This window comes from Clostridium sp. 29_15, from assembly GCF_001916075.1.
Classification (GTDB): domain Bacteria; phylum Bacillota; class Clostridia; order Clostridiales; family Clostridiaceae; genus Clostridium; species Clostridium lentum.
Genome location: NZ_MNRT01000021.1, coordinates 102,454 through 128,146, shown reverse-complemented (window position 1 = coordinate 128,146; position 25,693 = coordinate 102,454). Strand labels below are relative to the sequence as shown.

20 protein-coding genes, 1 riboswitch and 1 other annotated feature are annotated in these 25,693 nt (G+C 29.9%); of the genes, 1 reads left to right on the top strand and 19 read right to left on the bottom strand.

Annotation, left to right across the window (positions count from 1 at the left end; all coding sequences use genetic code 11):
* Nucleotides 1–5: 5 nt before the first annotated feature.
* The 10 genes from BHW04_RS03810 to BHW04_RS03765 form a co-directional block, all read right to left on the bottom strand.
* Nucleotides 6–674 carry a response regulator transcription factor gene (locus BHW04_RS03810; RefSeq protein ID WP_022211669.1) on the bottom strand — a complete coding sequence of 223 codons (669 nt, stop codon included), beginning with the start codon at nt 672–674 and terminating at the stop codon, nt 6–8.
* 130 nt (nt 675–804) lie between these two features.
* Nucleotides 805–2,478, bottom strand: coding sequence for an amino acid ABC transporter ATP-binding/permease protein (locus BHW04_RS03805; protein ID WP_302630814.1), 1,674 nt, complete (start codon nt 2,476–2,478; stop codon nt 805–807).
* Entirely contained in the window at nt 2,471–4,213 is a 1,743-nt protein-coding gene (locus BHW04_RS03800) for an ABC transporter ATP-binding protein/permease (protein WP_302698936.1), read from the bottom strand. Before BHW04_RS03800 ends, BHW04_RS03805 begins: the two co-directional genes overlap by 8 nt.
* A 337-nt stretch (nt 4,214–4,550) precedes the next feature.
* Nucleotides 4,551–5,000 carry a DUF2383 domain-containing protein gene (locus BHW04_RS03795; protein WP_302698935.1) on the bottom strand — a complete coding sequence of 150 codons (450 nt, stop codon included), beginning with the start codon at nt 4,998–5,000 and terminating at the stop codon, nt 4,551–4,553.
* 131 nt (nt 5,001–5,131) lie between these two features.
* Entirely contained in the window at nt 5,132–6,463 is a 1,332-nt protein-coding gene (gene brnQ / locus BHW04_RS03790; protein ID WP_302630816.1) for a branched-chain amino acid transport system II carrier protein, read from the bottom strand.
* A 70-nt stretch (nt 6,464–6,533) separates the two neighbouring features.
* Nucleotides 6,534–6,792 (bottom strand) — a binding site (T-box leader).
* A 134-nt stretch (nt 6,793–6,926) separates the two neighbouring features.
* Nucleotides 6,927–7,676: a lytic transglycosylase domain-containing protein gene (locus tag BHW04_RS03785; protein ID WP_022212091.1), complete on the bottom strand. Its 750-nt coding sequence runs from the start codon at nt 7,674–7,676 to the stop codon at nt 6,927–6,929.
* A 26-nt stretch (nt 7,677–7,702) separates the two neighbouring features.
* Complete coding sequence (locus tag BHW04_RS03780; RefSeq protein WP_302698933.1) at nt 7,703–9,700, bottom strand: triple tyrosine motif-containing protein; 1,998 nt, start codon at nt 9,698–9,700, stop codon at nt 7,703–7,705.
* A gap of 217 nt (nt 9,701–9,917) precedes the next feature.
* The gene (locus tag BHW04_RS03775; RefSeq protein ID WP_022212089.1) at nt 9,918–11,270 is read right to left on the bottom strand and encodes a glucose-6-phosphate isomerase; all 1,353 of its coding nucleotides are present in this window, start codon (nt 11,268–11,270) and stop codon (nt 9,918–9,920) included.
* A gap of 97 nt (nt 11,271–11,367) precedes the next feature.
* Nucleotides 11,368–12,168, bottom strand: a complete 801-nt coding sequence (locus tag BHW04_RS03770) for a M15 family metallopeptidase (protein WP_022212088.1) — start codon at nt 12,166–12,168, stop codon at nt 11,368–11,370.
* A gap of 281 nt (nt 12,169–12,449) precedes the next feature.
* Nucleotides 12,450–13,286: an undecaprenyl-diphosphate phosphatase gene (locus BHW04_RS03765; protein WP_022212087.1), complete on the bottom strand. Its 837-nt coding sequence runs from the start codon at nt 13,284–13,286 to the stop codon at nt 12,450–12,452.
* Nucleotides 13,287–13,626: 340 nt separating this feature from the next.
* On the opposite strand from BHW04_RS03765, the gene BHW04_RS03760 reads away from it, so the two are divergent.
* Entirely contained in the window at nt 13,627–14,241 is a 615-nt protein-coding gene (locus BHW04_RS03760; protein WP_302633266.1) for an ECF transporter S component, read from the top strand.
* A gap of 123 nt (nt 14,242–14,364) precedes the next feature.
* Here BHW04_RS03760 and guaA read toward each other — a convergent pair whose 3' ends face one another.
* From guaA to BHW04_RS03715, 9 genes are all read right to left on the bottom strand, one after another.
* Complete coding sequence (guaA, locus tag BHW04_RS03755; protein ID WP_022212085.1) at nt 14,365–15,906, bottom strand: glutamine-hydrolyzing GMP synthase; 1,542 nt, start codon at nt 15,904–15,906, stop codon at nt 14,365–14,367.
* 29 nt (nt 15,907–15,935) lie between these two features.
* On the bottom strand, nt 15,936–17,390 hold the full coding sequence (guaB, locus tag BHW04_RS03750) for an IMP dehydrogenase (protein ID WP_022212084.1): 1,455 nt from the start codon (nt 17,388–17,390) through the stop codon (nt 15,936–15,938).
* 132 nt (nt 17,391–17,522) lie between these two features.
* Nucleotides 17,523–17,620: riboswitch (purine riboswitch) on the bottom strand.
* 184 nt (nt 17,621–17,804) lie between these two features.
* Entirely contained in the window at nt 17,805–18,560 is a 756-nt protein-coding gene (locus tag BHW04_RS03745) for a prepilin peptidase (RefSeq protein WP_302698930.1), read from the bottom strand.
* A 143-nt stretch (nt 18,561–18,703) separates the two neighbouring features.
* The gene (gene groL, locus BHW04_RS03740) at nt 18,704–20,326 is read right to left on the bottom strand and encodes a chaperonin GroEL (protein WP_022212082.1); all 1,623 of its coding nucleotides are present in this window, start codon (nt 20,324–20,326) and stop codon (nt 18,704–18,706) included.
* A 17-nt stretch (nt 20,327–20,343) separates the two neighbouring features.
* Nucleotides 20,344–20,628: a co-chaperone GroES gene (gene groES, locus BHW04_RS03735; protein ID WP_022212081.1), complete on the bottom strand. Its 285-nt coding sequence runs from the start codon at nt 20,626–20,628 to the stop codon at nt 20,344–20,346.
* 269 nt (nt 20,629–20,897) lie between these two features.
* Entirely contained in the window at nt 20,898–22,403 is a 1,506-nt protein-coding gene (locus BHW04_RS03730; protein ID WP_302698928.1) for a 4Fe-4S dicluster domain-containing protein, read from the bottom strand.
* Between the two features lie 144 nt (nt 22,404–22,547).
* Nucleotides 22,548–23,468, bottom strand: coding sequence for a DNA-3-methyladenine glycosylase family protein (locus BHW04_RS03725; protein ID WP_302698927.1), 921 nt, complete (start codon nt 23,466–23,468; stop codon nt 22,548–22,550).
* 274 nt (nt 23,469–23,742) lie between these two features.
* The gene (locus BHW04_RS03720; RefSeq protein ID WP_302630821.1) at nt 23,743–24,588 is read right to left on the bottom strand and encodes a 3-hydroxybutyryl-CoA dehydrogenase; all 846 of its coding nucleotides are present in this window, start codon (nt 24,586–24,588) and stop codon (nt 23,743–23,745) included.
* Nucleotides 24,589–24,670: 82 nt separating this feature from the next.
* Nucleotides 24,671–25,675, bottom strand: a complete 1,005-nt coding sequence (locus BHW04_RS03715; protein ID WP_302698926.1) for an electron transfer flavoprotein subunit alpha/FixB family protein — start codon at nt 25,673–25,675, stop codon at nt 24,671–24,673.
* Between the last annotated feature and the right edge of the window lie 18 nt (nt 25,676–25,693).

Here is a 25,693-nt window from a genome sequence, read left to right as displayed (position 1 = left end):
TATCATTATATCTTAGCTTTATACCCTAAACCTCTCACTGTTATTATTTCAAAATCATTACAATTTTCAAACTTTCTACGTAATTTTTTTATATGAGAATCTATTGTTCTATCATCTATTTCTGTATCCATACCCCATATTTCATCCATTAATTCCATTCTAGTAAATATTTTATTTGGGCTGCTTAAAAGCTTAAATATTAAATAAAACTCTTTAGGTGGCATATTATACTCTTCTCCATCATAGATTATTGTCAATGAATCGTAATCTAAAATAGTGTTACCTAGTATTAATCGTCTTTCGTTGGCAATTTTTGCTCTTCTTAAAAGTGCATTTACCCTTAAAATCATTTCTCTCATATTTATTGGTTTTATCATATAGTCATCTGTACCTGCTACAAATCCCTTTTCCATATCTTCAATTTGATTTTTAGCAGTAATCATTAAGATAGGCATGGTATAGTTAGCAATTCTTAAAGTCTTTGTTAATTCATATCCATCTATTCCTGGCATCATAACATCACTTATTATCAAGTCTATATGTTCATGCTCAAGTACTTCTAGTGCTTCTTCTCCATTAAAAGCACTAAAAACATTATAGGTTTCCATTTTTAACTTAGCACTCATCATTTTATTTAAATTTTCATTATCTTCAACAACTAAAATAGAAAACATTATTACTCACCTTCTTTAATTACTTTTTCCTCAAATACTATTAGTGAAATTATAATTTAAAAAGTAAATGGATGCAAATATATATGTTTGCATCCACTTACTATATTTTCTTTATTTTAATTTTTATTAACTAACTTGCTCTACTCTTTCCTTGTAGACTATTTTTTTCTACATCTAAAACAACATCTGCAATATTCATTGTTGATTTTCTATGAGATACAATGATTATTGTCTTATTTTCTTTACTTTCCATAAGGGATTTTAATATTATTCCTTCATTTAAACTATCAAGATTACTTGTTGGTTCATCTAAAAGAATCATTGGAGCATCATGTAAGAAAGCTCTTGCTATTCCTATTCTTTGCTTTTCTCCACCTGATAAGTTTCCACCTAATTCACCAACTTTTGAATCATATCCCTTTGGAAGACTCATAATAAAATCATGAATTGATGCTTTTTTAGCTGCTGCTATTATTTCTTCCATAGTAGCATTTTCTTTAGCTATCCCAATATTATTGGCAATGGTATCATTAAATAAATAGGTATCTTGTGTTACAAATGACTGCATTTTTCTTAAATCAGATGTATTTATTTCATTAATATTTTTACCACCAATAGTAATTGCACCATTATTTACTTCCCAGAATCTCATAAGAAGCTTTAATAAAGTAGATTTACCACAACCACTTTTTCCATATATACCAATTATGGTATTTTTCTTTATCTCCATATTAAAATCTTCTAAAATAACTTCATCGTCATAAGCAAACGAAACATTTTCTAACTTCATATCTGCAAACTCAACAGTTTCTTTTCCACTTACTTCTTCCACAGCTGGCTCTTCTTCTAAAAGGTCAAGCACTCTGTTTCCTGCAGCAATTGTATGGAATAAGTTATTAGATAAGTTACTTATAGCAACTACTGGTCCAAATGAACTCATTAAAGCAATTAATGGAATTATTACTTGTGTAAAATCTACTTGTCCTTTATTGTAAAGAATACATCCTGCAAATAACATAACCATACTGCATAATAGTATTGCTGTATCAGTAACTGCTCTATTGCTACCTTCTTGCTTTAATAAAAACTTTTGCTTTGTTTCAAGTTCATCAGTTCTTCTATTTATTTCATCTAAACGCTCTTTACCAACACCATATTGAATAATATCGTTTATTCCTCTTATACTACTTAAGAAATAAGAATTTAGATCTCCCAGTTCATCTCTATATTGCTGTCCTGTTTCATCTCCTTGGTTTGAAGACCATACAGGAATAATTACTCCAACAATAAAATATGCTACTAAAGCAATAGCTCCTAAAAATATATTATAACTTCCTATAAATATAGTCATAATAACTGAAGTTATAAAAGCTATAATAATTGGAGATATTGTATGGGCATAAAATACCTCTAATAATTCTGTATCTGTTGTAATTATAGAAATTAAATTTCCTTTATCTTTACCTTCTAATTTTGCTGGTGCTAGTTTGCGAAGTTTAATAAAAACTTTATGACGTATAAGTGCCAACAATTTAAAAGCAATATAATGATTTGAACCTTGCTCTGCATATCTTAAAATGCCTCTAAGTACTGCACATATAACTATACCAATAATTACTTGCTTTAATGAAAGTGCTGTTGCAAATCCTAAAATATTTAATAATCCTACTCCACCAAGAACTATGATAAATATAGCTGTAAGAAAACCTATAACTCCCATAGTTATAGCTGCGATCATTACATGTACTAGAGGAAGCACAAGGCCTATTAGCTTGTACATAACTTTTAAACCATTTCTATTCATTTACTGCTCCTCCTTTTCCATACTGTTCTAATTGTTTTTGTCTATTGTATAAACTAGCATATTCACCATTATTATTAATAAGTTCATTATGCGTACCTGCTTCAGCTACTTTTCCATCTTTCATTGCATAAATACAATCTGACTTAACAACATTTTGAAGGCGGTGAGAAATTAAAATTACTGTTTTTGTTTCTGCTAGTTTATTAATTACTGCCATTATTTCATTTTCACTTTCTGCATCTATATTAGATGTAGCTTCATCGAAAATATATACTGGAGTATCATGAAGAATTGCTCTTGCCAAGTTTAATCTTTGTTTTTGTCCACCTGAAAGGTTAGAGCCTTGTTCTAAAAGTTGAGTATTAAGACCATCTTGCTCATTCATAAATTCAAGAAGATTAACTTTACGTAACGCTTCCTCCATTTGTTCTTTAGTTGCATCATTTTTACCCATACGAAGATTTTCTTCCACTGTTCCTTTAAAAATATTTGGATTATGAGTAACTAATGTTATATTTTTCATGATACTTTCTTCTTTAATATTAGAAAGCTCTTTTTCACCTATATGTATATTGCCACTATAGCCTTTATTTCTTCCCATTATAATATTAGTAATAGTACTTTTACCACAACCTGATTCACCAACTATAGATACAAATCCTTTTTCACTAATATCTAAATCAACACCATTTAAAATACTTCTTTCTTCATCATAAGCAAAGCCTACATTTTTAAATGATATTGCTAAGTTATTTTCATCAATTACTTCTGTCTTTTCTTCACCTTCATCAAGGTCTAATATTTTAAATATTTTCTTACTTGCTGCCATACCATTCATAGCTATATGGAAGAATGATCCTAATAATCTAAGAGGTATAAAAAATTCACTAGACAACATTATTATTGCAAATAATCCCCCAATTGTAAGATTACCCTTAGAAAACTCCAACAACGCAACAATTATTCCTAATCCTGCTCCTCCATAAGCAACTAAATCCATCACACTTATAGAGTTTAATTGCATTATAAGTACTCTCATAGTAATTTTTCTAAACTGCTCTGCATCTTTGTCCATTTCTACAGTTCTTCTAGCATCTGCTTCATAAATCTTTAAAGTAGTTAATCCTTGTAAATTTTCTAAGAAGCTGTCTCCTAAACCTGTATATATTCCCCAATATTTTGCTAGTAACTTTTTAGCAAACTTTTGTACTGCCACTATTGATATTGGAATAAGTGGTACACATACTAAAAGAACAGCTGAAGCCTTGATATTAACAAATGCTAAAATAATAAATAACGTAACAGGTGCAGCTAAACTGTAAAATAATTGTGCTAAATATTTACCAAAGTAAATTTCCAGCTGCTCTACTCCTTCTCCTGAAACTTGTACTATTTCAGCTGTAGGTATCTTATCCTCATATGAAGAACCTAACCTTAATAACTTATTATAAATATTTTCTCTTAATGTCTTCTTCACATCTGCTGCTGCATAGAAACTTGCATTACTTGATTTCTTATAACAAAATGATCTTATTATTACTACAAGCAAATCAATTACAACTGCTATAATTACCATATTGGTATTTATACTGTTATTTAACAAGTTTTCTAGTAAATATGCAAAAGAGAAAATAAATACTACATTGCATAAAAGTGCAATCCAATTCCAGATTACCATTTGAGCAACATACTTTTTAGAATCTTTAAGCAAATTCATTAATCGTTTGTTAATCATTGTATCCCTCTTTCCTTTAAAGTTATTTTCAAAGAAATGGTAAATTTTCAATGTTCCCATTTCTAAAAATTATCTTTATCTTTTCTAACACTTTATTACTTATACAATTATAAAGAATAAATATGACTTGAATATGACCATCATTCTCAATTAGATATTTTTTATAAATTAAATTTAATAAAAAACACAGCTATCTTTTAAAGAAAACTGTGTTTTTAGCTTATTTGCTATAAATATTTATCCATGTTACTAATCTATTATTAGGTGATTTATCATTTTATTTATAGCACTTTTATTATTTACTCCTTAAAAATATTAAAAGTTTATTCCTTAATTATCAATTACCTTTATGTAGTTTCATTAAAAAAACTGATATTTCCCTATACTCATTAACCATATGATTTAAGGTTTCAATAATATCTCTATTAGCATCAGAAGCTTCTATTTTTCCTATTACCTTATCACCTTGCTTTACTCCCATATCCATTGCCTTAACTGCATTTTCTAAAACCTCTTCATCATCAGTTATAAGTGCATCTTTTAATTTGCTAAAAAGACTGCCAATCTCTTGTCCTATATCTAATGATTCATCAACTTCTCCACCTAATTTATCTATTTGTGAAACTACTATTTCCTTTTGAGATGCAAAGGTAGAAAGTATCTTTTTAAATTCATTTTTTAAATCCTGACTTTCTAGCTTTTCTTCATAAGATTTAAAAGTATCAGATCCCATATTAATTCCCACTAAAAAATCGTTTAATAATTTAATAAGTTCACTATTATCCATTACATTCACCTCTTGATAGTAATTTTTCAAATTTTTAAATTATTTATTCATTTTTTTAATTTTATTATTAAAAAAGTGTTATAAAAGTAAAGTTTATTACTTCTATAACACTTTTGTTTTAAATTATACTTTTATTCATTTACAAGTTCTTCTGTTATTTGTGATTTTTCTTTTATAGCACTAATGATTAATCCAAGAACTATACCTAATATTGCTGGAACTAACCAACCTAAACCTTCAGTATAAAGAGGTAAATTACCAAATATTTTATCACCTAATTCTATACCAAAACCTTTTAATCCATAAATTACACTTACTACTCCTGTAAATAAAATCGTTAATGAATACACTATTCTGCTACCTTTTATAAATTTATCAACCATAGCTAAAACAATTAGCATAATAGCTATTGGATAAATCATATCTAAAACAGGAACTGAAATAGATAAAATCTTTGTTAATCCCATATTAGCAAGAATCATACTTGAAAGAGCTAAAATTCTTACCCATCCTTTATAGCTTATTTTATCAGATAAGCTTGCAAAATATTGACTACAAGAACTAATTAACCCTACACTTGTTGTTAAACATGCAAGAGTAAATATTACTGCTAGTAATACTGCACCTGGTTTACCAAATAAGTAAGTAGTAACATTTGTTAATGTAACTGCTCCATTTGCTGTTTCACCAAATCTTCCTCCACTAGTTGCTCCTAAATGTGCAAGGGCTGCATAAATTAACACAAGTAAAGCACCAGCAATAAATCCAGCTTTTATTGATGTTGATACTACAGCTTTTTCTTCTTTAACACCTTTTGTTTTAATAGCAAGTGCAATAACAATTCCAAAGTTTAATGCTGCTATAGTGTCCATTGTTAAGTATCCTTCTAAGAACCCTGTAACAAATGGTGAATTTACATATGCACCTGTTGCTTCACCATATGAACCTAATGGCTTAAAGAATGCTCCTATAACAATTACAAATATTAAAGTTAATAATGTTGGTGTTAATACTTTTCCCATACGATCAACTAACTTAGTTGGCGATAATGAAAGCCAATATGCCACTGAAAAGAATACTAAAGTAAATAATAAACGAGCTATGGTTTCTGACATATGACTTGGTAAATATGGAGATACCACCATTTCAAATGGTAAACTTCCTGCTCTTGGAATTCCTAAGCAAGGTCCAATAGATAAATAAATAAGTACTGTAAATACAGACGCAAAAAGAGGATTTACTCTTCTAGCTAATTTTTCTAAACCTCCACTTTTAGCTACAGCAATAACCCCTAATATTGGAAATCCTACTGCTGTAATTAAAAATGCCCCTAATGCAATCCATACTTTATCTCCTGCTGATTGTCCTAAAAATGGTGGAAATATTAGATTTCCTGCTCCAAAAAACAGTGAGAAGAGCATTAGTCCTAAAAATAATAGATCCTTTCTTGATAATTTTTTCATATTGTTTTCCCCCTATTAATATTACTTAATTATAGTTTTTCAATAAATAAAAAAACCGCCCCTTGATTACTCAAGGGACGGATTACATCCGTGTTACCACCCTAATTCTATAAAAAATCAATTATATATTAATCTTTTATAGCACTCTGCTCGCATCTATCAATACGCTTATCCTGTAACGTGGAAAGACTACGTCAACACTTACTCATTTCTTTTCTGCGTTGCTTCTAGGAGATGATTTTCAGCTATATTTTGAACATCGGCTTTCAGCATACACCAACTCTCTGTAGGACATCCTATAACTTACTCTTTCTCTTTATCGAATTTCTATAATTTTTATTCATTATACCAATTATAAAAACTTATATCAATAATTATTTTTATAATTTTTTATTGAAAAATATTCCATAATTTATTCTAATAACTACTAAAACAGCTAAATATGTTTGTCTACTTTAATAAATTATCTATTATATTCATCATAGTATGTTAATACTTTTGGTACATAGTTTTGTGTTTCTAAAGGCATTTTATAAAGATGTTCTGATGAAATTACACCTCTATTCATCATAGTTCCTGGTCCTGCATTATAAGCCATAAGTGCCATAGCTATATCTCCATTACAGTCATCTAAATAACCTTTAAGAATACTTACACCAGCTCTTATATTTTCATCTATATCATAACCATTAACTACACCTAATGATTCTAAGTTAAAATCCATAACTTGCATAAGTCCAATTGCTCCTGCACCTGATGTTGCATTTGCATCAAAATTAGATTCTGCTTTTATTACTGCAAGTACTAATGCTGGGTCAACATCATACATTGATGCATATTTATTTACTGTATCATATATTTCTGATAAATCAGTATTTTCATAATAACTTGTATCAATACCACTTATATCATTACTACTTGTTATACCTAAAGATGATAAATCACTTAAATTATAAGTAAGACTTTTATTTCCATATAACGGTATATTATCTCCATTTCTAATTAAAGGAAGCGAATCAAGACTAACAGATGAATTAGATATAATATCCTTAATTTCTTCTTCACTTACTTCTGATGATACATTATTATTCTGCATTTGTTCAAGCAATGCCTGAAATACTAATTCATACTCCATGCCATCCCCCAATGACTCTTTCATTAACTGACTAGCTACCGTATATCCTATATATTGCTCTACAGATGATATATCCATAACTTCTTCTCCTTTGTATATGTTTATTACTCTTCTACATTAAATTCCATTATATCGTAGTCTTCATAATTAACTTTCTTATAAAAACTCTTGCTTAAAACTAATATTTTATATTTTCCACTAACAAATGGTATAAAGCTATAATATTTCTTTTTACTATACTCTTGCACCAAAATCCAGTTTCCTTTATTCATCATATAAAATTCATAGCAGACATCTTTTCCCCCTTGAGATTCTGCTTCAAAGGTAATATCCCTGCCTACTTTTATTTCGTCAGAAGATGCAAAAACTTTAGTTCCATTCACTGGAATAACTTCATGAACATATATGGAAAATAACTCCCTACTATCATACTCCTTAGATGACTTAGCATTCTTAGCAAATATATTAACATTGTATTTACCTTGGCATCTTGGCTTAAGCCTTAAAAGTTTGCTTTCAACATAACCTGTATCCTCAACTTCTTGTCCATTAATCGAAGTAACAAACCTTACTAATGAATTATTGGTATTTTCCATTATTACTTCTATATCTATAGTCTCATTAACAATATATATTTCCTTACTATTTGATAAAACATATTTTATTTCTGCTGGAATAAAGTCTTGTACTTTAATAACAGTAGATATGCTTGAATCATACTCTTTCGCTGAATAAAAATCCTTTGCTTTTACTTCTATTTCGTATTCACCACATTCATCGGGGATAAAGCTTAACCAGTTACCTTTATCATATTCAATACTCTCTCTTAATTTGCCATCTTTAAAAATCCTAAATTGGTATAAAATTTTGCTTCCTCCACAAGCTTTACATTTTATATTTACTGGATTATTCTTAAGTACATATTTTCCACCATCACATTTTAGATCTATTATCCTCACAGGTCTTTCACCTTTTGCATTGATGATATATGGAATTTTAGTTATATCTTCATAATCTCCCTTATAGGAAATATCTTTTACTTTCAAGGTTATTGTATATTCACCTTCTTCCTCTGGAGTCCATAAATAACTATTACTTCTAATATATCCACTATCATCAGCTATTGGCCCATCTATGATATATCTATAAAGAACTTCTCTACCTCCAATAACTCTTACATTTAAATTAATTTGTATATTAGCCTTTTGTGGAGATGACATATCTGCCTCAAATCTTTTTATCTTTATAGGCTCATACTGTTTTACTTTGTATAAAATCACTGCCCTATCATCATATTCTTTGTTAGAGAGCATATCACGTACATAACATAAAAGCTTATACTCACCACTTTTATTTTCCTTAAAAGCAACTGTTTTCTTAGAAGAAAATTCTTGTATGCATACTATTTTTCCATTTGGTAATATCTTTAAAAACTTATATAACAAAGGCCTTTTAGTATCATAATTAGCCTCCACTACAAATATAAGCTCTTCTCCCACTATCATATTAGGTGTAAGTGTTTTAAAGTCAGTTATTTCTACTTCTTCTATATCTTTTACCTCTAATTTTATAACAGTAAAATCATCAACATTATTTACTGAATCTACTCTTTTACATTCAATCAATATTTCCTTTTGTCCTGCACTATTAGCTGTAAAACTAAATAAATTATCTGTACCATAATCTCTAAGAGGCTCCCAATCTACTTCTCCCTTAATCCAAAATCTATATAATAATAGTTCTTCATCAGATAGTACAGATATATTAAGCTTATCTCCAATATGCAACTTATTTTTTTCAAACTGAACATCCTTTATAAGCCTTACCTTATCATTGACTACTACGTTTATCCTCTCAGAATAAGGCTTACTAGAGTCTTTAGTTTCTCCTAAGACCATAATCATATATCTTCCAACATTCTTAGGAGTCCATGTACATTTTTGTTTTGCTGAATAATCCTGAATAGAGTTCCATACTCCATCATATCCTTCTATGAATTTATAATTTATTATATCTTTTAATTCAGATGAAACTGATATTTCAACTTCTTCATTTATAGATAAATCATTTTTTTTATTTAATTCTATTAACATATCCCCCATATACATGCACCTCTCTCTAACAAGTCCCTCTTTTACATATTTTCCCTAATGTAATTATACAGCAATTTTTTTAATTTTACAGTTGAAATTTGTCTATAAACTGTAAAAAAAGAATAAACCATACATTATTATCTATAGTTTATTCTAAGTTCCATCTATATTAATTAAAATAATGGAGATACCTAAACAGGCATCTCCATCTACAATTATTGTCATATTATTTTAATCTTGATTCTAATTCAGCTTTTAATTCTTCATAGCCTGGTTTACCAAGTAAAGCAAACATATTTTTCTTATATGCTTCAACACCTGGTTGGTCAAATGGATTAACACCTAATAAGTATCCGCTTATTGCACATGCTTTTTCAAAGAAGTAAACCATTTGTCCAAAGTAGTAAGCGCTTAATTCTGGAATATTTAATACCATATTTGGAACTCCACCATCATTATGAGCTAATAAAGTTCCTTTAAATGCTTGCTTATTAACAAAGTCTATTGTCTTTCCGGCTAAGAAGTTTAATCCATCTGTATCAACTTCTGCTTCTTCTAGAACAATTTCTTTAAGTGGATTTTCAACATTTAATACTGTTTCGAACATTATTCTTGATCCATCTTGAATGAATTGTCCCATAGAATGTAAATCAGTTGAGAAATCTACTGCTGCTGGGAAAATACCTTTTTGATCCTTTCCTTCTGATTCTCCATATAATTGCTTCCACCATTCATTGAAGTAATGTAAAGCTGGTTCATAGTTAACTAATACTTCTATATTTTTACCTTTATTATATAAAGCATTTCTCATAGCTGCATATTGATAACATTCATTTTCCTTAATTGAAGGATTTGAATACTTTTCTCTTGCATCTGCTGCACCTTGCATCATATCATCTATGTTAATTCCAGCTGCTGCAATTGGTAATAATCCTACTGCAGTTAATACTGAAAATCTTCCACCTACGTCATCTGGAATAACGAAAGTTTCATATCCCATTGTATCTGCTAAATTCTTTAATGCTCCTCTTGCTTTATCAGTAGTAGCATATATTCTAGATTTAGCACCTTCAACACCATATTTCTTTTCCATATAGTCTTTAAATATTCTAAACGCTATAGCTGGTTCAGTAGTTGTTCCTGATTTTGAAATAACGTTAACAGATATATCTTTTCCTTCAATTACTTCTAAAAGATCAGCTACATATGTTGAACTTATGTTATTTCCAACAAAGAATACTTGTGGAGTGTTTCTCTTACTGTTATCTAAAACATTATAGAAATGATTTTTAAGCATTTCAATTGCTGCTCTAGCACCTAAGTATGATCCTCCAATACCTATTACTACAAGTACATCTGAATCACTCTTAATTTTTTCTGCTGCTTTTTTAATTCTATCAAATTCAGCCTTATCATAATTAACAGGTAAATCTAACCATCCTAAAAAATCATTTCCTGCTCCAGTTCCTTCATGAACTGTTTCATGTGCGCATTTCACCATAGCTTCCATCTTTTCTATTTCAGAAAAGTCTGCATATGGCATTACTTTTGACAAATCTAAACTTAAACCTTTATTCATCTATTTACCTCCATTGAATCGTGAAATCATTAACATAGTTAATTATAACACATTTTATCTATTTGTATAAATTTTTAACAATAAAATCTTTATATCTTTAACTTAGCTCTTGAATTTTTGCATCTAATTCTTCTATATATTGCTCAAAAGTTAAATTCCTATCCATAATTTCTTTTGCCACTTCACTATTTCCTATATATCTATAATGCCATGGCTCATATAAAAAACCTGTTATATTCTCTTTTCCTTTCATATATCTAAGGATAAAGCCATATTTATAACAATTTTCCTTAAGCCATGCATAAGCTTCTGTAGAATCAAAATTATCATCCATATCTTGATAATCTTCACTTAATATATCTAAAGCTAATCCTGTCTGATGTTCACTTTGCCCTGGTTTTGCTGTATACCTATCTGCTTCTTCTTGTCCTTCATTTACAACTCTTGAATTATAAAGGCTCTCTTGTACCTCATAAGATCTATATCCTGAAGCTCCAAGTAAAGTTATGCCATCTTCCTTTGCTGCTTCAAACATTGCTTTTGCAGCTTCAGCTGTTGATTTTGCTAAATATCTTGTTTCAATATAACTTACAAAGTCTATTTCACTTAAGACAAGTTCATCTGGTACATAATCTGAACTTAAAGTATTATTTCTATTTACTAACATCATTAAGGAATTATTTTTTATGTTCAGTAATTTTTCTAATTCTTCATTATTATCTGATGCTTTTTCAGTCTCTCCTTCAGTTACTATATTGCTTTCATCTTCTAAGTGTATGTTATTATCTACCTCTGAAGTAAATATTTTATCTCTGCCTAATATAAGTGCTCCTGATATTACTATAACAATCAATAATGCAAATATAACTCCATCTTTTTTTTTCTTTTTAAAGTCCATTTTTTTCCCCTTTTCCAACTTATCCTATTTGATTTTATCATAACTTTTTAAATATAAAAAATTCTTTAAACTTATTTCACATATTTATTTTATACTAATTTGTAATTTTTCTTCAATCTATTTTTAAATAATGTCTATATATATCATAAAATATTCCTTAAATTTTATAAAAATATAGAAAAGGAACTATCGCTAACAGATTTTTTATCCGCTATTGTGACAGTTCCTTTTTATTAACTAATATCGAAAGTTATTTCCATATATACACTTTTAAATATATATTAAAAAATAAATGTCTTTCCTAAAAAATATAATATAACTATTATTCCTAAGATTATTCTATACCATCCAAAAACAGTAAAATCATGCTTTTTAACATAATCTGTTAGGAATTTAATTGATATCATAGATACTATAAAAGCTACGATCATACCAATTAATAATACTGATATTTCAGTTCCTGTAAATGTAAGTCCAAATTTTAATATTTTTAGTAAACTTGCCCCAAACATTACTGGTATCGCTAAGAAAAAAGTAAATTCTGTAGCTAACCCTCTTGAAACTCCAAATATTATTGCACCAACTATAGTTGCACCTGAACGAGATGTTCCTGGAAAAATTGCTGCAATAAGTTGAAATAATCCAATAATAACTGCATCCTTATATGTAATATCAGAAAGCTTTGTTTTCATAAACACTCTTCCTTTATTTTTCTTTTCAACTATAATAAATGCAATACCAACAATAATTAATGCTAATGCAACAGTTTGATAATTATAAAATAGTTCGTCAATCTTATCATCAAATAATATTCCTACTATTGCTGCTGGAATACATGCAACTACAATTTTAAACCACATTTGAAAAGTATCTTTTTTTACTAAGAATTTTTCACTTGTTGAAAATGGAAACAACTTTTTCCAATAAAGTACTACAACAGCCATTACAGCTCCTAATTGAATTACTACAAAGAACATTTCTTTAAATGCAGGTGACACATTAAGTTTGATAAATTCATCAACTAAAATCATATGTCCTGTACTACTTACTGGTAGCCATTCTGTAATTCCTTCAACAATACCTAGTATTATTGCCTTAAAAATTAATATAATGTCCATAGTTAACTCCTTATTTCTTTTTTTATTGATTTAACTTTAATATTTTATCATAAAAAACATTACATAAGTTATATTATTTATTACATTTATCTTAATTCCTGTAAAACTTATCTTTTATTTCACAAAAAAAATTATCATAATCATCTTACATCTTTTTTCAGATTATAGCATTTAGAGTCTAGTCCAAGTCAACAACAAATGATTTTTTGTTTCTTTATAGCTTTAAAATCCTCGTACTTCTTGAAAAAAATTAATGATAATTGTAGAATAAAAACTGATTTACAAAAAATATGCGCTATACTCCACTTTATAGGAGACAGCAGCAGGAGGTAATTTAAATATGAAAACATTAAATTTTGACGTGCGTCGTATGTGCCAATTGGCCTTATTGATTGCACTAGAACTACTTATGGGCTATACTCCACTTGGTTATCTGCAATTAGGATTTATTGCAGCCTCTCTTCTTTCCATTCCAGTAGCAGTAGGAGCTATTGTTTTAGGACCAATTGAAGGACTAATACTTAGTTTAGTCTTTGGTCTTATAAGTTTTGCTAAAGGATTTTCCAGCACTGGCTTGATGACACAAGCTATGTTCTCAGCCAGTATTATTGGTAGCTTTATTGTTACTGTAGGTGGACGTATTTTAATGGGATTATCCACTGGAGCTATTGTCTTAGGTCTAAAAAAACTTCTACCAAAACATGATAATTTTCGTTGTTTAATTGGTAGCATATCAGCTCCTTTACTAAACACATTTTTTTACATGAGCTTATTAATGCTAATTTTTTATAATACTGAATATATACAAGGATTAAGTCAAGCTACTGGTTTAACTAATCCATTTTTATTAATATTATCTATGGTTGGTGTACAAGCTTTGATAGAAACTGCTATTTGTTCTGTAATTTCTTTTACTGTAAGTAAAACACTATTACTTTATTTTAAAAAAAATTAAGCAATTTCTTTTAAAGAATAAAATCAACCTTTATAAAAAAGCAGTTTTGATATTTCAGTGAACTGCCTCTAAAGGAAAAGCTGTAAAACCCTTGTAAACAAAGGCTTTACAGCTCAGTTTCAACTATTCAAATTCTATAGTAGCTGGTGGTTTTCCTGTGCAATCATAGAATACACGGTTAACTCCATTAACTTCATTTACTATTCTAGTTGTTACTTTTCCAAGTACTTCCCATGGAAGATCAGCAGATTCTGCTGTCATGAAATCACTTGTAGTTACTGCTCTAAGTGCAACTGCATAATCATAAGTTCTTTCATCACCCATAACTCCTACAGATCTCATATTAGTTAACGCTGCAAAGTATTGCCCGATTTCTTTATCTAAACCAGCCTTAGCAATTTCTTCTCTATAAATTGCATCAGCTTCTTGAACTATCTTTACCTTTTCAGCTGTTACTTCACCAATTATTCTTATACCTAATCCTGGTCCTGGGAATGGTTGTCTGTATACTAATTTTTCAGGTATACCAAGTTCTAATCCTGCTTTTCTTACTTCATCCTTAAATAATAATCTTAAAGGTTCAATTATTTCTTTAAAATCAACATAATCAGGAAGCCCACCAACATTATGATGAGATTTTATCACTGCTGAATCACCAAGACCACTTTCAATTATATCTGGATAAATTGTTCCTTGAACTAAGAAATCTACCATACCTATTTTCTTAGCTTCTTCTTCAAATACTCTAATGAACTCTTCACCAATAATTTTTCTCTTTCTTTCTGGATCTTCTACTCCAGCAAGAGCTTCATAGAATCTATCTTGTGCATTTACTCTAATAAAGTTTAAATCATAGTGTCCTTCTGGCCCAAAGATAGCTTCTACTTCATCACCTTCATCTTTACGAAGTAAACCATGATCAACAAATACACATGTTAATTGCTTACCAATTGCTTTTGATAAAAGAACTGCTGCTACTGATGAATCAACACCACCTGATAATGCACATAGTGCTTTACCATTACCAATTCTTTCACGAATTTCTTCAATTGATTTTTCAACAAAAGAATCCATTGTCCAATCTCCAGCACAATTACAAATATTGTACACAAAGTTTGATAACATCTTAGTTCCTTCTTTAGTATGCATAACTTCAGGATGGAATTGAACTGCATATAAGTTCTTTTCTACACATTCCATAGCTGCCACAGGACATACTGGAGTACTTCCTACTATATTAAAATCTTCTGGAGCTTTTTCTATATAATCTGTATGGCTCATCCAACATATAGTCTTGTCTTGTACACCTTCAAATATTTTTGATTTTGCATCCACACTAACTTCTGTTTTACCATATTCACTAACTGGAGCAGTTGCTACACTTCCTCCTAATAAATAAGCCATTAGTTGTGATCCATAGCATATTCCTAGCACTGGTATTCCAATATTAAATATTTCTTTATCACATAGCGGTGAGTTTTCACCGTATACACTATTAGGTCCACCAGTAAATATTATTCCCTTTGGATTCATTTCTCTTATTTTTTCTATACTTAAATTATACGGATGAACCTCACAATATACATTACATTCTCTGACTCTTCTTGCTATTAACTGATTATACTGACCACCAAAGTCAAGCACTAGTATTAATTCTTTCTTCATTGAAATCCTCCTAATGTCCTTTTATAGTATTACTCTCTAACGCTATAGTTTGGAGCTTCTTTTGTTATATTGATATCATGTGGATGGCTTTCTCTTATACCTGAAGCAGTTTGAACCACAAATTTAGCATTTTCATATAAATTATCTAATGTTGGTGCTCCTAAATATCCCATACCTGATTTTATTCCACCTAATAATTGGAATATAGTATCTGATACTGGTCCCTTATAAGCAACTCTCCCTTCAACGCCTTCTGGTACAAATTTCTTTGTTCCATTTTGGAAATATCTATCACTAGATCCTTTTTCCATAGCTGCTAAAGATCCCATACCTCTATATACTTTGTATGTTCTTCCTTGATATATTTCAGTTTCTCCTGGAGATTCCTCACATCCAGCTAGCATTGAACCCATCATACAAACCTGTGCCCCTGCTGCTAAAGCCTTAACTATATCTCCTGAATACTTTAATCCACCATCAGCAATAACAGGAACACCATATTTTCTTCCTTCTTCTACACAATCCATAACTGCTGTTAATTGTGGAACACCTACACCAGCAACTATTCTTGTTGTACAAATTGATCCTGGTCCTATACCAACTTTAACACAATCAGCTCCCGCTTCAACTAAGTCTCTTACAGCTTCCGCTGTAGCAATATTACCTGCTATTATTTGAAGTTCTGGATAAACACTCTTTATTTTTCTTACACCTTCAATAACACCTTTACTATGTCCATGCGCTGTATCAAGTGTAATAACATCTACTTTTGCTTTTACTAAGGCTTCAACTCTTTCCATCATATCGTTAGTAATTCCTACTGAAGCTCCACATAAAAGTCTTCCTTTACTATCTTTTGCTGCATTAGGATATGCCTTTGCCTTTTCAATATCTTTTATAGTAATTAATCCTTTTAAATTGTTATCATCATCTATTAAAGGAAGTTTTTCTATTTTATGCTTCTTTAAGATTTCTAAAGCTTCTTCTAAAGTAGTTCCTTCCTTTGCTGTTATTAATGGGCTCTTTGTCATTACTTCATCAAGTGTCTTATCATAGTTTGTTTCAAAAACTATATCTCTATTAGTTATTATTCCAACTAATTTAGTTCCTCTTGTTACAGGAACTCCTGAAATTCTATATTTAGCCATTAATTCTAATGCTTGTCTTACTGTGTTATCTTCATTTAAGAATATTGGATCAGTAATTACGCCATTTTCCTGTCTCTTAACTCTATCTACTTCTATAGCTTGTTCTTCTATAGTCATGTTCTTATGGATTATACCAATTCCGCCTTCTCTTGCCATAGCTATAGCCATTTTAGATTCAGTAACAGTATCCATACTTGCACTCATTAATGGTATATTTAATGATATTTTCTTTGTTAATTTAGTTTTTAAACTAACTTCATTAGGTAAAATTTCTGATTTGTTTGGTACTAATAACACATCATCAAATGTGTAAGCAGTTTTAATAATTTGAGCCATTGTTATTCCCTCCAAATATATAAAAATATGTAATAATTGCTAATATAATCTATTTAATTGTAAAAAAAAGCACATTAACCTTTAAGTAAGGTTAATACGCCTAATAATCTTAAACTTATTCTATAAGATATAAAGACATTTAATCTTACTTATAGTCGGAAATTAATGGTTTCCGGTAGAAACGCCCTGCCATATTCAGGGTATATATAAGTTTTCATAATGTTTGTTGCCTTGCGATTTTTTTTTTAATTATAGAGTATTTACTTTATATTGTCAACATTAAAACAACTCTAGCAAATCTATTTTTCTCCACTTTTGACATATCATAATTTACCCTATTATAATTACCACCATTGATGATACCTATAATCTAATGTTGCTAGTAAAAGCTTCCCTCATTATATAATAAAAATGCTATATTTTCATCAATGATATATACCAGTTAATTATTTCTGTACTATATAATAATGAAATAATTGCTCCTATAGCTAAGTATGGACCAAATGCTATTTCTGCTTTTCTTTCCTTAAACTTTAATATCAAGAATATGCTAGCTATAATTCCTCCTAAAATAAATGCTATAAACAAAGCAAGCATAAGCCCTTTAATACCTAAAAATAATCCTATAATTAAAGCAATCTCAATATCACCTTCTCCCATACCTCCAGTAAAAAATACTATTGCTCCAATAACTATTACTCCTAAAGCTCCAGCTAACAAATTTTCCCAGGGTATTTGCCATGAAATTAATAAATCTATTATCTCTATAAAGACAAAGGCTCCTATCCCAAAGATGGTAGTGGATTTATATATGTAGTGTGTTTTTAAATCAATACCTGCAATAACTATTAAAAGAGAACTTAATAAAAACCCTTTTAATGAATCAATTGAATTTCCATAATTACAGTATATAAGAACATATAATAATGAATTGAGCATTTCAATAAGAGAATATTTAATAGATATCCTCTTGCCACATCCTCTGCATCTCCCCTTTAAAAATAAATAACTTAAAAGAGGAATTAAGTCATAGCCCTGCAATTTATAGCTACAAGTGGTGCAATGAGATGATGGAAATATAATGGATTCTTCTCGTGGAATTCTATAAATACATACATTTAAAAAACTACCTATACATAATCCAATAATTGCAATGAATATAATCTCCAAATATATAACACTTCCTTTATATTTATAATAATTATTAAAATTATTAACATTTTAGTAATAATTTATAATGTATTAAAAATAAAAACTTTAATGAAAATATAAAAAAACACCAAACAATTTTACTTGCTTGGTGTTTTTTTATATTAATACATTCCATCCATTCCCATTCCTGGAGCTGGTGCTGGAGCTTCCTTTTGTGGAATATCTACTACAGCAGCTTCTGTTGTTAAGAATGTAGATGCTACTGATGCTGCATTTTGAAGTGCTGATCTTGTAACCTTTGTTGGATCAACAATTCCTGCTTGAAGCATATTTACATATTTATCATTTAATGCATCATATCCAATTCCTGCTTCACTGTATTTAACTTTTTCAATGATTACTGAACCTTCAAGTCCTGCATTTATAGCAATTTGTCTCATTGGCTCTTCTAGAGCTTTAACAATTATATTTATACCTACTTGTGTATCATCAACTTCTGAAGTTAATTCTGCTACTTTATTAATTGCATTTACATAAGCAGTTCCACCACCTGGAACAATTCCTTCTTCCACAGCTGCTTTTGTAGCTGCTAAAGCATCTTCGATTCTTAGCTTTCTTTCTTTTAATTCAGTTTCTGTAGCAGCTCCAACTTTGATTACTGCAACTCCGCCTGAAAGTTTTGCTAATCTTTCTTGAAGCTTTTCTTTATCAAATTCAGAAGATGTTTCTTCGATTTGAGTCTTTATTTGATTTATTCTTTCTTTAATAAGTGATTTTTCACCTTTTCCATTTACTATTGTAGTATTTTCCTTAGTAACTTTTACACTTTCAGCTTGACCAAGCATATCTAAAGTTACTTCCTTTAAATCTCTTCCTAATTCTTCTGATATAACTTCTCCACCTGTTAAAACTGCTATATCTTGTAGCATTTCTTTTCTTCTATCACCGAATCCAGGAGCCTTAACAGCAACACAGTTAAATGTTCCCCTTAACTTATTAACTACTAATGTAGCCATTGCTTCACCTTCAACATCTTCTGCAATGATTAAAAGTTTTCTACCATTTTGAACTATTTGTTCAAGTATTGGTAAAATTTCTTGTATGTTAGTAATCTTCTTATCAGTTATTAAAATTAATGGGTTATCAAGTAATGCTTCCATCTTTTCAGTATCAGTTGCCATATAAGGACTTACATATCCTCTATCAAATTGCATACCTTCTACTACATCTAATTCTGTTCCCATAGATTTAGATTCTTCTACAGTGATAACTCCTTCATTTCCTACTTTTTCCATAGCATCAGAAATAAGAGTTCCTATTTCTTCATCAGCTGCTGATATGGCTGCAACTCTTGCAATATCTTCCTTACCAGCTACTGGCTTTGATATATTCTTTATTTCTTCAACTGCCACATCCACAGCTTTTCTTATACCACTTCTTATAAGTATTGGATTTGCACCAGCTGTAACATTCTTAAGTCCTTCTCTTATTATAGCTTGTGCTAAAAGAGTAGCAGTAGTAGTACCGTCTCCCGCAACATCATTAGTCTTTGTTGCCACTTCCTTAACTAATTGTGCACCCATATTTTCATATGGATCTTCTAATTCTATTTCTCTTGCTATAGATACACCATCATTTGTGATTAATGGTGAACCAAACTTCTTATCTAATATAACATTTCTTCCTTTAGGTCCTAATGTAACCTTTACTGTATTAGCTAGCTTATCAACACCAGATTGCATAGCTCTTCTTGCTTCTTCTCCAAATTCAATCATTTTAGCCATAATAATTATCCTCCTTTTTATTCAACAATTGCTAATATATCATCTTGTCTTAATATTATATATTCTTCTCCAGCAACTTTTACATCTGTTCCTGCATATTTTGAATATAAAATCTTATCTCCAACTTTTACGTCCATTTCTACCCTTTTGCCATCTACAACAGCTCCTGGACCTACAGCCATAACTTTAGCTTCTTGTGGCTGTTCTTTAGCTGTACCTGTTAGAACTATACCACTCTTTGTAGTTGATTCAGCCTCTAGTTTCTTTATAACAACTCTATCTCCTAATGGTCTAATATTCATTTAAAAATACCTCCTATCACTTTTGTTAGCACTCACCATCTCAGAGTGCTACTATCTATATTTTTATAATATATCCTTTTTCCTTACTTTTCAAATATTACTTTTTTTATTATTGCCTTTTAATGGTTAAATATAACTTAATATTTAAATTTATATTTTATTTACTCTATGTTTCTTATCATTCCTTCATTTTTTAAAATTTTATATATTTTACATTTAAAGTAAATCTTTTGATGTATATTTCTATCATAAGATTTATATTTTCTAAATCACTTATTTACTATAACTTTTCTCTCAAGATTAATGTCTTTAAATTTTTCTAACTTTTCATTTTTTATTACCGCTTTTATAGGAGATCCATTATTTATCTTAACAAAGGCTGCCTTAGCTTTAGCAGGTGTAACTATTGTTCCAGCTCCATTTATACATCCACCTTCACACATCATACCTTCTATAAAATTACCTGAAAGTCTACCTGCTTTGGCCATGGTCATTGTCTTCTTACATTCTAAACCTGAAACTTTTACTGGCTTGAAGTCAATGGTTGCTCCACTATCTTTAACGTAATTTTCTATAGCTGCTGTCAATCCTCCTGACATACCAAAGTTTCTACCAAATACAGAACCATCAGTAACATCATCTTCCTCACATTCATATGGATTAACTGCAAAGGCAGCGTATAATGCTAAAAGTTCTTCAAAAGTAAGTACATAATCAACAGCACCTTCAACACCATTTCTAATAGCTTCTGCTTTTTTAGCTGTACATGGTCCTATAAATACTATTTTTGCTTCTGGATCTTGTGCCTTTACATATTTAGCTGTTGCTACCATCGGTGATACAGTACCTGAAATCTTTCCTACTTCAGTAGATACTGTCTTTTCAATAAAGCTTAAAAATCCAGGACAGCACGAATTAGTCATATATTTATCACCATTTTCCATTCTTTCAATAAACTCATTGCTTTCATGAACAGTTACTGCATCAGCTCCTAAAGCAGCTTCTATCATATCCACAAAACCAAGCTTTTTAATGGAATTTCTAATCTTACCATAATTCATTGCTGCTCCAAATTGTCCTGTAATTGCTGGTGCTACTATGGCATACATTCTTCTTCCTCTACCTAACCTCTTAGCCACTGGTACTATCAAACTCTTATCAGAAATAGCACCAAAAGGACATGCTGTCATACATGCTCCACAATTTACACATTTTTCTTCTTTTATCATTGCTCTTCTATCTTCAGGATTAATATCCAAAGCTCCAGTAGGACAAGATCTCTTACATGGTCTCATAACTTCCGATATAGCATCATATGAACATGCTTTTTTACACATTCCACATTCTCTACATAGCTCTTGATTAATATATGCCTTTCCATTAACAATGCTTATTGCACCAAAATTACATGCTTCTTTGCATCTATGAGCAATACAATTTCTACATGAATCTGTTACATTATACTTATTAATTGGACATCTATCGCAGGCTGCCTCAATAACATACATTATTTGTTCATCTGGCCTTATATCAACAAGCTTATACTCAACCTTATCTCCATCAGCTAAACATCCTGATGCAAGCTTTGCTCTTTCTAAAACTATAGCTCTTTCTTTATATACACAACATCTATATGTGGGCTTATTCCCTTTAATAACTTCATATGGAATCTTTTCAATATTATTTAAAGTTACACTATCTTCTTTAGCAAGTTTTGCTACTGCTGTTAGAACCTCATGCTTAAGTTTTTTAAGTTGAGTTTCAAATTGAAACATATCTTTTCCCCCTATCAAATCCTTCTCAATACTCCACATAATATTATACTACATTTTGTTAATTTATTATATATTTTCATAATTATGTAATTTAAAACTATAAAAAATAGTCAATACACTAAATATATTGACTATTTTTACCAATTATACATTAATACTATTTTCTCTTGCATAATAGAATAAATATTGTTGCGCTAAACCTGAAAGTTCACCAAATTTCTCTCTACCAAATACTCTTATCTTATTTAATGAAACATCTGGTGCAACATAGAAATGAATCATTGCTCTCTTAATCCATACATCTACTGGGAAAGCAGACTTTTTCCCCATAGAGAAAAGCATGATGCAATCTGCCACCTTAGCACCTACTCCTTTAAAAGCTTGTAATGCAATATGACATTCATCTGTTGGAAGTGACATTATATACTCTAAATCATACATCTTTAATTCATCAGTTAACTTTCCTGATTTCTTTGCTTCTAAAGCCCTATTTATATTATAAATTGTATCAATTATGTATTTACTTCTGAAAGATGCTCCTGTTTCTTGTATATCTTCAAGTGTTGCTTTCTTTAATTGTTCTGGTGTTGGAAAAGCATGATACACTTCACCTTTATACTCTATCTTATCACCAAACTTTTCTGAAATTTTCTTAATAGTCTTCATTATTGAAGGAATACTGTTTCTTGCTGAAATAATAAAACTGATTACCATTTCAAAAGGATCTTGGTTTAATAATCTTATTCCATAACCAAATTCTATAGCTTGTTTTAATAAGTCATCCTTACTTAACTCTTCTTTTAATGGTCCATACTCTGTATTTAAATCAAAATAATTTTCCCATATATTTTTGAAGTCATCCATATTAGTATTGTGAATTATTACCTGTTCATCTTCTTGAGTAATCTCTATTACTCTCCTATTAGACACAACTATATAATCAGTATCAGTAACTCTCTGCCATCTAAAGCACTGTCCACATTCCAATATTTGTTTAATGTTAAAATTCTTAACACCTTTTATTATCACTGAATCATTTGACTCTATTATTTCTCTATAATCCATAAAACACCTCATCCTTTGCTCTATTATTTATATTTTATCTTTAACTAATATCTTGATTATTACTCAACAACTTTTATAAGCTATAAATAATACAATTATCTATTAACAATAATTATTTCTTATATTATAACGTAAAAAAATAAAAGTATCAAAAATAGAGATATAAAAAATGCTGCTAATTGATAATTAAGTAGAAAACTCATAGAGTTTCTTTAAAATATAAAAAGGAATTTCCCCTTAAGGAAACCCCTCATTAATTTTTAATTCTTAATTATTATTGATAATTAAAGAATCCTCTTCCGCTCTTTCTTCCAAGCCAACCAGCTCTAACATATTTTCTTAATATATTACTTGCTCTATATTTTGTATCTCCTGTTTCTTTATATAATACATCCATAATAGCTAAGCATACATCAAGACCAACTAAATCTCCTAGTGCTAAAGGCCCCATTGGGTGATTTGCACCATATTTCATAGCTGTGTCTATATCTTCTGCTGAAGCAATTCCTTCTTGAAGGATAAATGATGCTTCATTAATCATTGGAATAAGTATTCTATTAACAACAAATCCTGGAGCTTCTGCAACTTCAACTGGATTCTTTCCTATAGCTTCTGATAATTCCTTTACAGTATTAAAAGTTTCATCTGATGTAGCTATTCCTCTAATAACTTCAACAAGTTTCATTACTGGAGCTGGATTGAAGAAGTGCATTCCAATAACTTTATCAGGTCTCTTAGTAGCTGAAGCCACTTCAGTTATTGATAAAGAAGATGTATTGGAAGCTAATATTGTGCTTTCCTTACAAATACCATCTAATTCTGCAAATATAGATTTTTTAATTTCCATATTTTCTATTGCTGCTTCTACAACTAAATCACAATCTGCTGCTAAGTTCATATCAGTTGTTCCTGATATTCTTGAAAGAACTACTTCCTTTGTAGCTTCATCCATTTTTCCTTTAGCAACTAATTTACTTAAGTTTTTATTAATTCCAGCTAATCCTCTTTCAACAAATTCATCTTTTATATCTCTTACAATAACTTCATAACCTTTTTGAGCAAAAGCTTGAACTATTCCTGCTCCCATAGTTCCAGCACCTAAAACAAAAATCTTTTCCATTCAATTCCCCTCCATAACTTTTAATGAATAATGAAAAATTATTGATAAAATTCTAAACTAGTTTTTTCTTCATTTTTAATTTTTACGCTTCTTGAATTTCTTTTAATTGAGTAATCATTTCTGGTATTACTTTATTTAAATCTCCAACTATTCCATAGTCAGCAACATTCATAATTGGAGCTGTTTCATCTTTATTAATTGCTATAATCATATCTGAATCTTGCATACCAGCAACATGTTGAATAGCTCCTGAAATACCACAAGCTACATATATTATAGGTTTAACAGTTTTTCCTGTTTGTCCAACTTGATATGCTGCATCTATCCATCCTTTTTCAACAGCTGCTCTAGATCCAGCCACAACACCACCTAAAATATCAGCTAACTGTTTTAATAATCCAAAATTTTCTTCAGAACCTACTCCTCTTCCCCCTGAAACTATTACCTTAGCTTCACCGATATCAATTATTTCTTTATTAGCTTTAACTATTTCTAAAACTTGAGTTCTTATATCTGAAGATTCTATTTGAACTTTAACATTTTTCACAACGAATTCAGTATTCTTTTCAGTAGATTTAGCAAAAACCCCTGGTCTTACAGTGGCCATTTGAGGTCTATGATCTGGGCATGCAATTGTAGCCATTAAGTTACCACCAAAAGCTGGTCTAGTAGCTAATAAAGCACCATTACTAACTTCTACTGCTAATGAAGTACAGTCAGCAGTTAACCCTGTTGATAATCTTGCAGCTACTCTTGGCCCTAAATCTCTTCCAATAAATGTAGCCCCAATAAATATAATTCCTGGCTTTCTTTCATTTGCCAAATCACAAATTACTTTTGTATAGCCATCAGTTGTATAATGTTCTAATTCTGGACTTTCAGCCACAAGTACTTCGTCAGCACCATGTTCTCCTAAAGTAGATGCTAATCCTTCTACATTATTTCCTAATAATATTGCTGTAAGCTTAACTCCTAATTCATTTGCAAGTCTCTTTCCCTCTCCTAATAACTCTAAAGAAACTTTTTGTAATTTACCTTCTCTTTGTTCAGCAAAAACCCAAATACCTTTATAATCTGCTATATTCATTTTTCAATTCCTCCCTTA